Here is a 17,267-nt window from a genome sequence, read left to right on the forward strand (position 1 = left end):
AATCATTCACCATGGTGATGACTGTATGGCGCGGGCCGGTTGCTTGCGCGCGGGAAACACATTGGCGGGAGAAAGGCGGGAAAATGGCCATACAACTGCAGCAAATCGATATGAACCTGTTCCCGGTGCTGGATGCGATCTATGCCACGCGCAACCTCACCCGCGCGGCGGAGCGTCTGCATATCACCCAGCCTGCGGTCAGCAATGCACTGGCGCGGCTGCGCCGGGCGCTGGATGACCAGCTGTTCATTCGCACCCCCAGCGGCATGAGCCCCACGCCGCTGACGGAGAACATCATGCCCCGGGTTCAGCAGGCCCTGGCACTGCTGAGCAGTAGCGTGACGGAACACCATCAGTTCGAGCCATCCACAGCACAGAAAACGCTGCGCCTGTCGATGAACGATATGGCGGAAACCCTGGTACTGCCGCAATTGCTCGAACACCTGCAACAGGTGGCACCCGGGATCACCGTCGAATCCTTCTACGTACCGCGAGACCAGCTAGTCAAGGAGCTCGCAGCCAACAGCCTGGACTTTGCCCTGGACATACCCATGGTCTCCGCTACACAGTTGAACCAGCAGCGACTGGTGGCGGATCGCTACCAGTGCATGCTGCGCCCGGATCATCCTCTGGCCAGCGAGTCCAGCCTGACCCTGGAGCAGTATCTTTCCCTGGAGCACATCCACGTCTCCAGCCGTCGCAGTGGCCCAGGGTTGGCGGATATCGCACTCAACAAGCTCGGCCGCCGGCGCAAGATCCGCCTGCGGGTGCAGCACTACCGGGTGGCGCCACTGATTGTTCTCAAGACTGATCTGGCACTCACCGTGCCGGCCAGCCTCGTCCGACAGTACCCCGCCAGCTGTTTCGAACTTCCCTTTCAGATTCCGAAAATGGACTGGCACCTGCTGTGGCACCGCAGCCAGGGCGAAGATGGGGCGAACAAGTGGCTGCGTGAGCAGATCATTTCCCTGTTTGGCTAGACGTCGCACCGGGCGTCGCCTCCCGGGAGGTGTAAGGCGATGCGCCAAGGCCAGAGGATTCGGTCGGATTGGTCACTGTCAACGAATTACCCGGCTTGCTATCCTTGAGCCACGATATGCAACTTTTTGCATATAAGATTCATTATCAGGCCCGTCGTAGACAGAAAGAGAACACGCACCATGACTCACGCCTATCCCAATCTGCTGGCCCCTCTGGACCTGGGTTTCACCACCCTCAAGAACCGCGTCCTGATGGGCTCCATGCACACCAACCTGGAAGAGCACCCGGGTGGTTTTGAGCGCCTTGCTGCGTTTTATGGCGAACGCGCCCGCGGCGGTGTCGGCCTGATCGTGACCGGTGGCATTGCCCCTAACGAAGAAGGCGGTGTCTTCCAGGGATCTTCCAAGATGACCACCGCGGAAGAAGCCGCAGAGCACCGCGCCATTACCGATGCGGTACACAGTGAAGGCGGCAAGATCTGTATGCAGATCCTCCACGCCGGACGCTATGCCTATAACCCGGCTCTGGTCGCCCCCTCCGCCATCCAGGCCCCCATCAACCCTTTCACACCGAAGGCGTTGACCGATGAGGAAGTGGAACAGCAGATCGACGACTACGTTCGCTGTGCCACCCTTGCCCGCGAGGCCGGCTACGACGGCGTGGAAGTGATGGGCTCCGAGGGCTATTTCATCAACCAGTTTATCGTTGCGCGCACCAACCACCGCGACGACCGCTGGGGCGGTAGCTTCGAAAACCGCACCCGCCTGCCCCTTGAGATTGTGCGTCGTATCCGCGAGGCCGTAGGTGAAGACTTCATCATCATCTACCGCCTATCCATGCTGGACCTGGTTGAGGGCGGCAGTGACTTCGACGAAGTGGTAGCCCTGGGACAGGCCATCGAGAAAGCCGGTGCGAATATCATCAACACCGGTATCGGCTGGCACGAGGCGCGGGTGCCCACCATCGCCACCAGCGTACCGCGCGCAGCGTTCAGCGAGATTACCGCCAAGGTCAAACAGCACCTGAGCGTGCCGGTCATCACCAGTAACCGCATCAATATGCCGCAAGTGGGTGAAGAGGTACTCGCCAGCGGTCACGCAGACATGGTGTCCATGGCGCGTCCGTTCCTCGCGGATGCGGAGTTTGTAAACAAGGCTGCGGAAAACCGCGCGGACGAGATCAACACCTGTATCGGCTGTAACCAGGCCTGTCTGGATCACACCTTTGAGCTGAAGCTCACTTCGTGTCTGGTAAACCCTCGCGCCTGTCACGAAACAGAACTCAATTACCTGCCCACCGAACAGGTTAAGAAAATTGCCGTGGTCGGTGCTGGCCCGGCGGGCCTCGCCGCGGCTACCGTAGCGGCGGAACGCGGCCATCAGGTCACGCTTTTTGAGGCTGACGACAAAGTCGGTGGGCAGTTCAATATCGCCAAGCAGATCCCGGGCAAGGCTGAATTCGAAGAGACCCTGCGTTACTTCAAGCGCAAACTGGAATTGACCGGTGTCGAGGTACGCCTCAATACCCGCGCAACTAAAGAGAATCTCGAGGGCTTCGATGAAGTGCTGATCGCCACCGGTATTGCCCCGCGCACCCCGCCAATCGACGGTATCGAGCATCCGAAGGTACTCAGCTATCTTGACGTACTGAAAGCGAAAAAACCGGTGGGCAAGCGCGTGGCGATTATCGGTGCCGGTGGTATCGGCTTCGACGTGGCGGAATACCTCACCCACAGCGAAGACCACGCCAATGAACTGATTGCCAGTAACAAGGAAGAGTTCTTTGACGAATGGGGCGTGGATATCCACCTCGAACACCGCGCCGGACTCAAACCCCAGTCGCCGGTCACCAGCCCCCGTCAGATTTTCCTGCTGCAGCGCAAAACCTCCAAGGTTGGCGCCGGACTCGGCAAGACCACCGGCTGGATACACCGCACCAGCCTGAAGCACCGCCAGGTACAGAATCTTGCGGGCGTCAGCTACGAGAAGATCGACGATCAGGGATTGCATATCCTTGTCGGCGAAGAAGCCAAGCTGCTGGAAGTGGACAACATCGTGGTGTGCGCCGGACAGGAGCCCCTGCGCGAACTGCATGAGCAACTGCAGGCACGGGGCCAGTCCAGCCACCTGATCGGTGGCGCCCATGAAGCCGCTGAACTCGATGCCAAGCGGGCAATCGACCAGGGCTCTCGTCTCGCCGCCGAGCTGTAATCCTCACGCGCCAGTGCGGGTGGTCCCGGTGACCACCCGCGCACCACTGGTTCACGGTTCTTCCCGCTCCAGTCAACTATCGCTCCCCACCTCCCAAAGCCTTCCTTCCATCGGAATCAGCGACCTTACCGCACCGAATTGCCTCCGTTTCTGTCGTCGGTTTCCCGGCGAGAGCAAGTCGCAGAACTATACTCTGGGATACGGATTGCGTTGCCAGGGAAGCGCTCACAGTCCACCTGTCACCCGGTGCCGGCAATATCCGGCACGACCACTAGACGGCGCTCTTCCCTGCCTCGAACAATAAAGAGTTACAGGAAAGAATCTGCGTCATGGCCAAGTCCAATACCCTGTCCGATCTACTGCTCCGCGCCCGCCCCAGTGTCGAGCAACAACTCGTCGAACTAACGCCCCCCTACACCCTGTTTTTTTCCGTCAGTGATGGCAAGCAACGTGCCAGGGTGTGCCATGGACGCTCGGACAATCTGGACGCACTGTGGCTGAAGCTGGCATCACAGGCCCGCAAGCTGCTTAAAAGTGCAAAGATGGAAGGTCGCTGGCTGCGCATCGATTGGGTGACCGACAGTGAAGCCATGGACTGGCAAGCCATGCAGAAACGTTTCCGTATAACCAAGCGGGGCTACTTTCGCTACGGCCTTGCACTGGACCCGGACTGGAAAACGGCCTTCCTGGAGCAGGAGCTGAACGGCAACGCCATGCTCTACGGTGGCAACAAGATTGCCCACGTGGTAATTAACCGAGATCGGTTTCGCGCTTATACCGATCAGCGTTTTGGAAAAAACACGCCGCTTAACTTTGAAGAGCAGGCACCGGTCACCCTGCTCAGCACCGCGGGTATTTTTCTCGACAGCAAAACCGCGCCCCAGCTCCTGTACGGGCCAGGCCGCAATGCTGGCCGCCGCATTATTGAGGAGCTGGATGAGGCCACCAGCCATCGGCTAATTGACACCAGCACCCATTATCTCGCCAGCCAGGTGCTAACCAACGGACGTTTCGAATACGGGTGGCACTGCTGCTTTGATCGCGCCATCGGCACTTACAACACCCTGCGCCACGCCAGCTCCACCTACGCCATGATTGAAGGGTGGGAAGTCACCGGCGGGGACCGCGCAAAAAGGTCCATCGACCGGGCTCTGCATCATCTAACCACCAAATTGATCAAAAAGACCAGATTGCCCGGCGGTGACGAAGCGGCATTTCTGGTAGAGGCAAACGGGGAAATCAAACTGGGTGGCAATGCGGTATGCCTGCTGGCAATGGTGAAGTACACCGAACTGACCGGCAGCCAGCAGTATCGTGAGCTAATGGAACAGCTCGCCCTCGGCATACAGTTCATGCAGGATGATACGAGCGGGAAGTTTGTCCATGTACTGAAATATCCGGAGCTCTCCGTGAAGGATGCGTTTCGGATCATCTACTACGATGGCGAAGCGGCCTTCGGCCTGATGCGCTTGTACGGTCTCACCAAGGATTCCCGTTGGTTGGGCATCGTTGAAAAAGCGTTTGAATATTTCATTGCCAACAACCACTGGGAAGCCCACGATCACTGGCTCAGTTACTGTGTCAACGAACTGACGCTGTACCGCCCGGAAGCCCGCTATTACCAGTTCGGCATACAGAATGTATCCGGGTATCTGGACTTTGTGCTGGAGCGTATCACCACCTTCCCCACCCTGCTGGAACTGATGATGGCCGCGGAGCGCATGGTCACGCGCTTGCGCAATGAGAAGGAATTTTCCTACCTGCTACAACAATTGGATTTACGGAAATTCTACCGCGCCCTGCACACCCGCGCCATGTACTTGTTGAATGGGTATTTCTGGCCGGAATACGCCATGTATTTCAAAAACCCCGGCAAGATTACCGGCAGCTTTTATATTCGCCACCACGCCTTCCGGGTGCGGATCGACGATGTAGAACACTACCTCTCCGGATTTGTAGCCTTCCGGAAGTATCTGCTGCAGGGCGGTTGCCCGCCCGAGTTCTCCCCAGCGACTACAGGCAACCCGCTGCCGGCACCGGTAAAAAGCGAACACCCCATACTTGCCTGGGGCGGCGATGTCAATCTCGCGCGACGTCAGCACTATCGACTGGAGGAGCTGGGAGAGGAAACTGTTCTAGGAAAAATTCCTGCACTGAGTGAAGCAGAACTGAGTGTAATCAACCTCGAGTGCGTGGTAGCCACCAGCGGTGAGCAAGGCGTTGATAAAGGCGAGGGATCTCCCTACTACTATCGCGCGCGCCCGGAAATGTTGCGACTTCTTTGCCACGCCGGCATCGACATGGTGACCACCGCCAATAACCACAGCGGTGACTACGGAAACCAGGCGTTACTCGAACAGGGTTTCTGGCTGGATGAGCTGGGAATCGCGCACACTGGATCCGGCAGTAATCTGGAAGCCGCACTGACGCCCGCCATTCGTCCAGCCGGCGACCTCAATGTGGCAGTTTTTTCCATCGATGCCACCCAGAAACACTTTGCCGCAAATACCCGGAGTCCGGGATGTGCCTACCTGCCCCTACGTGATCCAGAAGCCTGGACAGCGATGCTCAGGCCGCGCATCGCTGCCGTGCGCGCCCGGGCACAGGTAGTGCTGGTGGCAGTGCACTGGGGTGCAAACCTCGAAGAGTCTCCTACCGCGATCGAAATCTCAATTGGTCACAGCATCATTGATGCAGGGGCAGATGGGGTACTGGGCACCAGCGCACATGTACTGCAAGGAATAGAAATCTACCACAACCGGCCGATTATTCACGATGCCGGCGATCTGCTGTTTGATTCCGTGCGTCGCAAGCTGAAGGACAGCGGGATATTCCAACTCGCACTCAGTCAACGGGGCGTGGAAAACATAAGGTTCTTCCCGGTTGGCTGCGGCTTCGGTTTCAGCCAGCAGCTGGGCGGACGCCAAGGCCTGGCGGTAAGCCAGCGTTACGCGGAAAAGTGCAGCGCGCTGGGCACAGAGTTGTCTCTATTACAGGACGGCAGTGCGGAGTGCCCACTGACCCCACCGAACCGGGTATCGACAAATTCGCCACCCGCCCAGAAAACCCGCTATAGCCTCGCGTTACTGGACCAGGTCAGGCGCCCTCCCAACAAGAACTGGACTGTTGGGGAGGTGCCCTCCGATGCAGCGATTACCGCGCGCGAATTTGGTCCCTTGCGTCTGATAGGGATGCGCAGCCGCCCGCAAATCATCGACAGGCGGCAATTAATCTTTGTGGAAACCTTCTGGACCCTCATAGAGCCAACCACAGAAAACCTTCGCCTGGATATCCGCGCAGTTCCGGTTGCCCCAACTTCCATGCCCTACTGGGGAAAGTCGATGGATCACGACCCCTGTGACTGGCAAATGCCCACCAGCAGCTGGCAAACCGGGGTCATCTATCGAGACTACTACGGGCTGCGGCCACCGGCCTCCCGGCAATTACGCAACGGCGAACTGCAGATCCAGATCGGCATAAAAGGTTCGGAAACGGTTATCGATCCGGTGCCCATCAACGATGAGCTTATAACCCTGAGAATCCTGACGCCGGAAAAAGCATCGAAAAGCCCCGGCGTCGCTGGCAGGAACCAAAAAGCGTTCAACACCATCGACGGACGCGAGCCGCCAACTTATCGTAGCGAGTTTCCTCTCAGCATCTTTCGCCAGGTTCCGGGACAAACCTGGAACGCGCAACAGATCGCTGATGTGACCGGGGGAGACTGGCTGGTGCCTCCGCCCCAGGGCTGGTTTACCCGCAGTGTGGTTTCCGGGCAGAGCTTTATCGAACAATCTCTCACACCCGCCATGTTCGTGGCTCATAAAAGTAGTGACCGCGCCTACCATGAACGCAGCTCCCCGGAAAAATATACATCCTGGGACCTGCACGAAAAGCTAGCGGAAATCGCCTTGCGTGCCGGCCACAACCTCTCCGGAGTGATCGTACAGCGACCGGTTGCGGGATTACCGGAAGGGTTACCGGTGTTGCAGGTAGCGGATCCCATCAAGGCAATCATTGAACTCGGGTTGGCCGCCCGCTACCGGTACAGTGGGGATGTAATTGCCATTACCGGCACTGCGGGTAAGTCCTCCACGGTGAAAATGCTGAGGGACATGCTGGGCGGCAGGCAGAAGGCGCTGAGCAGTCTCGGCAATTACAATTCCCGGGTCGGAGCGCCGTCGATGCTGGCCAGTCTCAGCGCAGAGCACCAAGCTGCGGTTATTGAAGTCGCACAAAGCGCACTGTGGATGAAACAGGGCCCCATCACCCGGCGCATACACCCAACAATTGCAATGGTTACCGAGATCGGGGTCTCTCAAACGAGTAGCAGGGTAAAAAGCACAAAAGATACCGCGCTGTGGAAATCCCGTATTTTCGACGGACTGATCGGCCGCTCGGTGGCGATTGTCGGCGAGCACCTGCAGCACTTCGAATACATACTGGAGAAAGCGCGACAACACGCCAAACGCGTGATCATCTTCGGAACCAGTGATACTGCCGAAGTCCGCATTCTCGATATCCAGGGAGACAGCCAGGGCAGTCGCGTACTGATCGAAGTAGCGGAAGAAACACACACACTGACAATACCTGCACCCAGTCTCGGTATGGTAAACAACGCGGTCGCCGCCCTGTGCGCTGTTTACGCCATGGGCCGCTCGATCCCGGAGGCCGCCGCGGCACTGGAACAATTACAGCTGGATGAAGGACACCTGGACCAAACCCAGTTAGGATTTCCGCGAGGCAGCGTCAAGATCATTGATGACAGCTGGAATGCCACTGTGAGTTCCATGCTGAATGCATTTTCTGTACTGGGACAAATCGCCGTGGGCGATAACCAGCGAAAAATTGCCGTATTGGGACGTATGGTGGCGTTGGGAGACGAAGCCGAGGCCTTGCATGGCAGTCTCGCCAAGCCGCTTGTGGAATCCGGTGTGGACCTGGTCGTCACTCATGGGGAAGAGATGCGCTACCTGCGCGCGCAATTGCCGGAAGCGCTACTTGGACCGCACTTCGGATCCATTGACGTAATGGCGAATTATCTGCTGGAAACTGCCAGTGAGGGAGACCTTATTCTGATCAAAGGATCCCGGCGGGATTCCGACTTTGGCAGTTTGCCAACAGTACTGAAAAAGTTGATCAATGAGGGAGTCACCGTCTGAGGTAGACTCCCAGTCACCGCCGGTAAAGCTTGCCGGCGGTGGTCAACTCAGTCAGTGCTGCCGGGCAGGCTAGCGCTCTCGGGCTGCACTGAGGATACCGACGGGACCGGTTCTTCCGGGATAGGATACGGCACCCCTTGCGGTGATCCCGTGGACATTTCCTCGTTCGACTGCCGAAACATGGGTAACATTGTGCCCGCACGGCGACGCACAGTTTTTGTATCCAGCTTCACATTAAACGCGATACAGATACGCAGAGAGTCATCCTCCACCGGGTTGACGTAGTGCAGCAGCCAGTTGGGGAAAATAACCAGTCGGCCGGGCCGCGGTACTACACGAACCCGGCTACCAAAGCTGCTATTGGGCAGCTCCGCGGAAATACATAACATCCGCGGGTCAAGGAATTCAATGTTGCCACTGCTGACACTTTTGTTTTTGACCAGGTCCGACTTTACGTAGTAAACACCAGACCAGGTACAGGTTTCATGGTTGTGGATCTTCCGGTAACTATCTGCGCGGGATACATTTGCCCACGCATGGGCCAGCATGTCCTGGGTATGGGGGTTGAACTTATTCTTGGTGGCCTTCAGGGTCACCTCCTTCACTCCAGAGGCAATCCACTTTTTGAGAGTTCGAATCTCTTCAAAGGGCCATTCGAACAGGTCTTTCTTCGAATCCCAGCTACCTATATTCGACCGTTTCATTCCGGGTGTACTGGCTTCCATATCTAGAATGATACGCGTCAGGCGATCATTGACGCCCTCAGAGTCTTCGATATCCCGAATGAAAATCGGGGTACTAAATGCCGTTCGAATGGTGTGCATTACTCCACCTCAATATCCTTTTGGTTTACTCACATCCATCTCAGCCTGAAGCTGTGTGCACACACTCAGTTTCAACCGCCGGGTTCAGGCAATCGCGGTGAAAGCCAGTCTTCCGGTACAGCGGATTTCTTCACTACTGACAGCGTCAACTTTCGCTTCTGCAGGGCCCTTGTGGCACATTTTTTCCAGCGCTGCGATACCCGTCGGGCTACCTTCAAGCAGCACCTCTACAGATCCATCGCGCAAATTTTTGACCCAGCCACTGACACTGTGGCGGATCGCCATCAACTTCAGCCAACGCCGGAAGCCTACGCCCTGAACACGACCGCTAATCAGCAGTCGTACGCCTTTTAGCGGGGGCTCCTCGGTGAGGACTTCCGGGAACAGACTTTGTACCAGGGCGCCGGCAATATCCCTGTTCATCCCGCGATCAGGGAAGTGGTGCCAGCCCAACTGGGGATTACAGACAGCATCCTGAACGAACCACTGCTGACCGTTCATCTCCGCCGAAATATCATCCACAAAAAGATCAATACCCGCGATATGCGGATCATAGATCGCTGCCAGAGTAGATTCGACAATAGGCAGTACGCTGGGATTAACCAGATCACTGACATCCTCGCGCAAAGAGTCCTGGCCGCCATTGGTTGTCCTTATATGTAATACGGAAACCAGCTTGCGCCCAACTACCAGCAGACGGAAACGTTTCAGGCGCGCGCTACCTTCCTCACTGAATCCATTGCTGCGAGGAAGTATCTCGTCCATCCAGCTGCGATTACGGGTAATCTTTCTGGTGACCATCAGCACATTCTGCGGCATGCCTCCATGAAACATACATCGCGACTGTTGGGACTCCAGGGAAAATACCGTATCCGACAATGATTGCAGTTGGAGGTTGTGTGCGTAGGCCGCCTGGGCGATCAGATCAACCGAGCGCAGTGCACCACGTCGGAATGCGCGGTCAAACTCTCCGTACCGATAAGGCCTGGCCAGCGCAATCTGTAGCGGCGGCTGACCTTCCTGATTCAGCGCCCCCGAGGAAAACACGTTCGAGATCAGTTTTCCCGGAACATCGATGGGGCGACCGTAGGAGGGAAATACTGCATCGCAGATACCCGGATTGGAATTGACCTCGATCACATAGGCTGGCGGCAGTGACGCAGCCTGCTCTGAACTATCAGCATGGCTACCACCCGTATAAATAAGATCGACCCCCACCTGAATCAGCCCGGGAAAGCATTGTGCGGCCTGTTCTGCGACCGCCAGAACCTCACGATCCAGTCGGTCGAATATCTGTACCGTCTCCCCACCGGCCGATGCATTGGCCACAGTGGTAAGCTGAACCTTCTCACCGCTGGCAGGTATGTGATCAAAGGAAGTATTCTGCCGTTCGAGTAGATCAAACCGCTTCATCAGGTCCAGGCGCAGACTGGGATTTCTTTTACGGAGCGTATTTTTCCGCTCCACCAGCTGCCGAATACTGCTTTCGCCATCCCCCACAACATGCGCAGGGATCCTTACATAAGCAGCTTGCGCCACACCGGCAATCACAATTACCCGTATATCCTCTCCAAATACGTTCTGCTCAACGATGATCTGCCGACCGTGCTTCCGCGCATAGGCCCAGGCAACCTTGAAATCGGCTTCGTTGGCTACATTGCTGCTTACCCCAGCACCGGAGGAGCCATCGTTTGGTTTTACCGTTACCGCAGTCTTCGCCTGTTGGAAATATCGCAGCGCCGCCACGTAGCTTTCGAATATCCCGCCGGACGGCACCGGTACACCATTTTCTGCCAGGATGTCTTTGGCAATCTGCTTCTGGCGGGCGCAATAGGTAAATACTGCAGAGTTTCCCGGCGAGTTTTGCCGAAATACGACTCTCTGCTGCTGATTGAAAACTTCAAAAATCAGACGACGGTGATAGTGAACTTCCAACCCCTGACGGGCTGCCGCATTACATAACAACTGGATACCCACGTCGTCCCAGTTATTCAGCAGTGGAGAATCTGAATAGTCATTTTCCCCAGTCTCCTGCATGACACTATCTACAGGCAATTTTCCGGACATGCTCAATCCCTCCGCATATCGTAGATTTTCCACTGCATACCTACATCGACACTGCCGGGTCGTTTACTGGTGCCACGGGGCCAAAGATTGGACCAGACCCAGACCGAGTTTCTATTCAGTACAATTTTGCTGTGGGCACCAGAACCAAAGCCGTATCCAAATTTTGGATCCAGTGCCAGATTTGCATCCACGGGTACCCAGTGACCGTTGAAGTAAACCTCGGCAGCGTGATGGTTGGGCTGGGAGAAAGTATGGTGCTCGGTAAACAGGAATTCCGAGGTCATTCTCGCGGGAAACCCCATGGCTCGGGCCAGCGCCACAAACAACGCCGCATATTCCGTGCAGTCGCCCTGACGGGCAGACACCGCATAGAGTGCCCCTCGGGTAGACTGGCGCCGGTACTGGATCATTTGCTGGGGCGTCAGGAAAGCAGCTCGCAGCTGTGCCTCCGGATCGCTGTAAGTCCGCTGGATATGATGGGCGAGTTTCAGGATTTGATCGTTGTCTGACTCAATATACTCCGCGGGTTGAAGGTAGATACTGTCAGGTTCTTCGCGCTGAAAATCTCTGCCAGGAGACATCGTCTGCCCAGACATCTGCCCATCAGAAATCTCATAGGATTTAACCAGTAAGTCGAAATAAACCTTTCTCGTTGACTTGCTGTTGGCGGGAATATCCCACTCCAGCTCCACGTAGTCACCGGCCTCATGCTTGAACGATTTGCGTTCAAATTCACTGACATCATCGTGTCGAATACCCAGCAGTTTCTGCTGCATGTGATCTCCGACCGGGGCCGCTATACGATGGACATAGCCATTGAGAGGACTATTGGTGTCGTTAGTGACGGTGATCTCCGCCTCCAGTGTCACCTTGACACCAGGCCTTCGGGATTCGCTGGACGCGTTCTCCAACAGAGCTATCATCAGCAGAAAAGCTGCAAAAATTTGTCGATACATGGCATTTCCCTATACCTTTACCTGTCCTCCGCTACGTGCCTCGCAGGTCTTGAAGACCGGGAAGCTGCGATTCAACGCTCCCTTAGCGCCTCGCCAGCCTGGTTAAAAGGTTTCACCAGATAGTCAAACACGGTTTTGGAGCCGGTTTTGACATCCACACTGGCAACCATACCCGGCACAATCGGGAATTCCTTTCCCGCACGGTTAATAAGAGCGTGGGAGTCCGTCAGGATCAGCACGCGATAAAAGTATTCTCCAGGTCGAGTTTCATCCTGGATGGTGTCCGGCGAGATGGTGGTTACTTTCCCATCCAAGCCGCCGTAGATGGAGTAGTCATAGGCCGTGATTTTGACCTTGGCGTCCTGTCCCGGATGAATAAACGCGATATCCCTTGGGGAGATTTGCGCTTCGATCAGGAGCCTGTCATCCAGAGGAACAATCTCCATAAGACGGCCATTGGGTGGGATAACACCACCGATGGTGGTGACTTCGATATCCTTGACGATCCCGCGCACGGGTGACTTCAGGGTGAGCCTGGTCAACGAATCTGCCCGCCCTTCGATCACCGAAGTCAGGGCATCCACTTCAGCACTCACACCAGCCAGTTCCTCACGGGCGCGCACCATATACTCCGAGCGCACATCCTTGATCTTAAGGTCCAGCTCGGATTTCTGCCGACTGAGGCGTAACACCTCCACGTTGCTGGCTGCGCCGGAACTCACCAGATCCCGGGTAATCGAGAGTTCACGCTCTATCAGGTCCCTGGCCTCTTTCAGGCTACTGAGGGAATCCTGCAAGCTGCCTTGTCGTGTCTGATAGAGCCTGCGTTCTTTGGCGATGAGATCCTCGAAGCCGCTCAGTTCTTCCGGGAATCGCAGGGCGGTGCCATTTACTTCTGCACTCAACCGTGCAGCACTCGCCAAAGCCGCTCGATAACGTGCCTCTCCCTCTTCTACATTGGAGCGTACTTTGGTCGGGTCCAGCTGGGCGAGTACTTCACCGGGCTTTACTATGTCGCCCTCCTTGACATTCAGATCGGCCAAGATGCCCCCTTCAAGGGACTGGATAATCTGTGCCCGGGAAGTAGGGATTACTTTGCCCTGCCCTTTGGACACTTCATCCACCTTGGCGAAATAAGACCAGGTAACGAAACACACGAGAAACAGGAAAAAAACCCAGATAACCCGGCTCGATCGGGTAAGCTGCGCATCGTCAGAGTCTTTTTCGTAATGGGCACCGGCATTGTGAAAGTCCGCTTCCAGTATGGCGACATTGGCAGCCTGGGAAGATTTCTCCTGCCGCCTACTGATCGCCGACGATTCGGGGTCGGTAATAGCTACTTCTCTTGCCATCAGCTCACCTGTTCACTGTCCGACAGTTTTTCTCCGGACACTTCCTGTCCCTGCCGTGCTCCATTCTGCGTCGCATTCTGGGAAAGCTTCTGCAACGCGACCTCTTTGCTTTCATCCATCAGCAGCTGCCCGTTATCAACCACCAGGATTCTGTCCGCCAGCTTCAGGGTGCTGGTACGGTGCGTGGCAAATATCAAAGTGCGGCCTTCCGCCCACTGCTGCAGTTTGCTAATAAACCTTTTTTCCGTTACGTCATCCAGTGATGCGGTGGGCTCATCCAGTAAAACCACACTGGGGTTGCGGATAAACAGTCGCGCCAGCAGCAGGGACTGCCGCTGGCCGCCAGACAACCCCAGTCCCCCTTCCAAAATCACATGATCCATACCCTTCGGAAGCTTGCGGATAAATTCGAGCGCGCCCGACATATCCAGCGCAGCAATGATTTCCTTATCCGTGGCTCCCGGCGCGCCCAGGGTGACATTTTCTCGCAGGGTTCCGTGGAAAAGATTGGCATTCTGAGTCAACAGGCCGATATCACGACGAGTATCGGCGGGATCGATGTGCCCCATGCTGACTCCCTCGAGAATCACCTCGCCAGCGCTCGGCTCCAGCATGCCCGACAGTGCCTGCAGTAAAGTGGATTTGCCTGCACCGTTCCGCCCCAGCACCGCGATTTTTTCGCCGGCGCGAATTTTCAGCACATTCACAGACAGCGCCGGACTCTCACACTCGGCGCCGTACTTAAAAGACGCCTGACGCAACTGATAATTTCCGGTGATGCAGGACAAATGCACGCGCTTACTGCCTTCAGCGTGATCCACCGGCAGCTGCATGATGTGGTCCAGTCCCTTTAACGCATACTTTGCCTGCTGCCACCGGCTCAGTACCTGGGTAATCTGCGACATGGGGGCCATCATCCTCGAACCGAGGATAGAAGCTGCTACCAGCGAACCCGTGGTCATGTCACCGGCCATCACCATCGGCGCGCCGAACAGCACGATGATGGCAAATACACTGGACTGAACATTGTGTGTCCATGTCACCAGTCGGCCTATAAGGCCACGCAGGCGCAGGTTGGATTCTGCGGTAACGGCGTTGTAGTGGTTCCACTGTTGCTGGAAACGCTGCTCGGCCTGCATCGCCTTGATATCCTCCATCCCCTGCACCGTCTCTACGAGCATTGCATTGCGCAGAGAGGATTCGCGGATGGATTCACCGGCGAGGCGCGCCAGTTTTTTCTGGGCCAAAAGGCCGGGAACAATCAGCAACACCAACGCGCCCAACGGAATCAACGCCAGGGGCCCCGCCACATACCAGAGGAATCCGAGAAACAGAAAGAAGAATGGCATATCTGCCATTGCCAGAATGGTGGTCGAAGTCACCATTTCGCGCACCCGCTCCAGCTCCCGGATCTGGGAGGTAAACGCACCAGTGGATTTTGGTTTGGCGCTGTTGCGGAGCCGCACCGCATGGCCATATACCAGGTCGGACACACGGATATCCGCACGTTTCCCCAGCAAATCTGTGACGCGGATACGGTTGATACGCATGATAAAATCAAACAGTACTGCGACCAGGACACCGCTGAACAGCACATATAAAGTCGGCGTGGACTCTGCAGGTATGACTCTGTCGTAAACCTGTTTGGAGAAAAGAATACCCGCGAGTGCCAGCACGTTCGCCACCGTTGTGGCGATCATCACATGCCCGTATGGCTTCAGGTCCCTTAGGATAATTGAACGAAACCAGTGTTTCTGCTGGGGTTTCACATAGTCATCAACACGGGCGTCAGCGACATTGTGTGCCGGGCGCAACACCACCACTGAAATGATATGGGGAACGAGGGACTCGACATTGATCCGCGTAGCAGCACCGCGGTCGCCACTGAAGGAAACGGCGAGGTGTCCCTTACCATCGGTAGTTTCGATAACGCCAATTTGTCCGCCACGCAACTGGACCACCAGAGGCAAGCGCCAGGGGCTCAACATGGATTTATCGAACTCAGTAAATCTGGCTACCAGGCCCGCTTGCCGCGCCATGCTGCGCACAACACCTTCCACCGTTTCCTGCTGCCCCCATCGGGAAGCGATGCGGATATTTTCTTCAGAAAACTCGAGCCGGTAATGCCTGGCGATCGCCAGTATCGCATGCACCCAGGGTGTGTATTCCTTCTGCTCACTTTCGGAGTCTTGCATATACGGCTCCTGCCACCTCCTGCAAACTGCTGCCGTCCATAGTGCTTACGGCAGTACCTCTACTCCCTGAATGGGACGCGCCTGAAGATCAAATGCATTCCTGATTTCGCCTACGGTGTACAGGCAATCCACCTGTAGTTTGTGCAGGTCGTATTCGGTATTGTTTTTTTCTATCCGCGCCTGATGCAGCTCCTCTTCCGAATTGAGTAATTCAATCAGGGTTCGGCTACCAAGGGAGGAGTACTGTTGACGGTAGAGATCGCGCGTCTCGGATATTGCGCGCAAGCGCGCTTCGAGAATGGATATACTCCGCTGCAACCCCTGACTCTGGCTTTGCGCGATGCGCAGATCCCGGGCCACGGTCAGCCGGGCATTGTCTTTTGCCGCCTCTGCAGAGCGCATGGCAAAACTCGCCGCTTCCTTGCTCGCAGAAATCCTCCCCCCCTGGTAGATCGGCATGGAGAGGTTGAGAAATACCGCGCTTTCATGGTCATTAAGCGCATTGGCGTCCACGTATTCCTGATCTAGATAGCTGTTTACACTGCCGTCCAGAGACAGCGTGGGCCACGCCTGAGCACGAGCTTCTTTCAATTGTGCTACGGCTTCAGCCCGCTGCGCTTCCGCAAGCAGTACCGCAGGCGCGTAATTGGCTTGCATGGGATCAACCAAACAGCCATTCAATACCGGTTCCGGCAATCCTATGGATAGCGCAACGCTCTGCTGCACGCCCATCAGATTCTGCAATACACTGCGCCAACGGTTCAGCTGCGCCTGCAACTGCTGACGATTGGCTCTGGCGGACTCCATCCGCGATTGCGCCTGCAGGACGTCTGAACGCGTGCTCGCGCCACGATCACTGCGAATTTTGACCAGGCGGGAAATAGCAGACACCCCCTGAATCTGCGCATCGGCGGATTCAAGCAATGCCTGATAACGCTGAACCTCGATGGCTGCCTCCGCTGTATCCCGTGCTATAGCATCAATTTGCTGCAATACCTGGGCTTGAGCTGCACGCGCGCCGGCCGTAGCAGAATCAACGCTGCCGGAGATTTTCCCGAAGTCATAAAGAACCTGGGAAAGATATAACTGGACCGCATGCCCGTCACCATCGCCATTGGTTTCGCTGTCGTAGCCACCAATCACACCCACGTTGACCTGCGGATAATAGCCGGATCGCGCCCTGCGAATATTTTCCTGTTGCTGGTGTAACACGCCTACGGACTCGCCAATTGCCGGGTGCCATTCAACGGCCTTTTGCACGGCCTCGGTGATACCCAGCTGCCAGGTATTTGAGCTGGCAGTGACTGAGGGGTTGAGCGGCTGTGCATTGAGGAAAGGACTGGCGTCAGATCCACTCTGCAAGTCACTGGGGCTAATGGTCTGAAAGGAATTCTCAGACTCATCCGCCAATGAAAATGGCAGTGCCAGCAGAGCTGAAACACCGACTATGTGGCAGGCGATACGACGCGCAGCCTTCCCTGACAAAAACATCGCGTACTGTTGGCTCACATTTATTCACTTTT

Annotated in this window: 9 protein-coding genes; 3 read left to right on the plus strand and 6 right to left on the minus strand. The window is 56.3% G+C overall.

Annotated elements, in window-relative coordinates:
- Nucleotides 1–83: 83 nt before the first annotated feature.
- From ACONT6_RS10745 to ACONT6_RS10755, 3 genes are all read left to right on the plus strand, one after another.
- Nucleotides 84–980: a LysR family transcriptional regulator gene (locus tag ACONT6_RS10745; protein ID WP_428818523.1), complete on the plus strand. Its 897-nt coding sequence runs from the start codon at nucleotides 84–86 to the stop codon at nucleotides 978–980.
- Between the two features lie 180 nt (nucleotides 981–1,160).
- Nucleotides 1,161–3,191, plus strand: coding sequence for an NADPH-dependent 2,4-dienoyl-CoA reductase (locus ACONT6_RS10750; protein WP_428818524.1), 2,031 nt, complete (start codon nucleotides 1,161–1,163; stop codon nucleotides 3,189–3,191).
- 329 nt (nucleotides 3,192–3,520) lie between these two features.
- On the plus strand, nucleotides 3,521–8,350 hold the full coding sequence (locus tag ACONT6_RS10755; protein WP_428818525.1) for a CapA family protein: 4,830 nt from the start codon (nucleotides 3,521–3,523) through the stop codon (nucleotides 8,348–8,350).
- Nucleotides 8,351–8,397: 47 nt separating this feature from the next.
- Here the strand turns inward: ACONT6_RS10755 and ACONT6_RS10760 are convergent, their stop codons facing one another.
- From ACONT6_RS10760 to ACONT6_RS10785, 6 genes are all read right to left on the minus strand, one after another.
- Entirely contained in the window at nucleotides 8,398–9,174 is a 777-nt protein-coding gene (locus ACONT6_RS10760) for a TIGR02466 family protein (RefSeq protein WP_428818526.1), read from the minus strand.
- A gap of 84 nt (nucleotides 9,175–9,258) precedes the next feature.
- Nucleotides 9,259–11,241 (minus strand): acylphosphatase, encoded by a 1,983-nt coding sequence (locus tag ACONT6_RS10765; protein ID WP_428818527.1) that lies wholly within the window; start codon nucleotides 11,239–11,241, stop codon nucleotides 9,259–9,261.
- A gap of 2 nt (nucleotides 11,242–11,243) precedes the next feature.
- Complete coding sequence (locus tag ACONT6_RS10770; RefSeq protein ID WP_428818528.1) at nucleotides 11,244–12,197, minus strand: transglutaminase-like domain-containing protein; 954 nt, start codon at nucleotides 12,195–12,197, stop codon at nucleotides 11,244–11,246.
- Nucleotides 12,198–12,268: 71 nt separating this feature from the next.
- Nucleotides 12,269–13,549, minus strand: a complete 1,281-nt coding sequence (locus ACONT6_RS10775; RefSeq protein WP_181252774.1) for an HlyD family type I secretion periplasmic adaptor subunit — start codon at nucleotides 13,547–13,549, stop codon at nucleotides 12,269–12,271.
- Entirely contained in the window at nucleotides 13,549–15,744 is a 2,196-nt protein-coding gene (locus ACONT6_RS10780) for a type I secretion system permease/ATPase (RefSeq protein WP_428818529.1), read from the minus strand. The genes ACONT6_RS10775 and ACONT6_RS10780 overlap by 1 nt, the downstream gene beginning before the upstream one ends.
- A 45-nt stretch (nucleotides 15,745–15,789) precedes the next feature.
- A complete protein-coding gene (locus ACONT6_RS10785) occupies nucleotides 15,790–17,253 on the minus strand; it encodes a TolC family outer membrane protein (protein WP_428818530.1) in 1,464 nt (487 codons plus the stop codon).
- Between the last annotated feature and the right edge of the window lie 14 nt (nucleotides 17,254–17,267).

Origin of the sequence: Microbulbifer sp. MCCC 1A16149, from assembly GCF_050368945.1 — a bacterium.
Lineage (GTDB): Bacteria > Pseudomonadota > Gammaproteobacteria > Pseudomonadales > Cellvibrionaceae > Microbulbifer.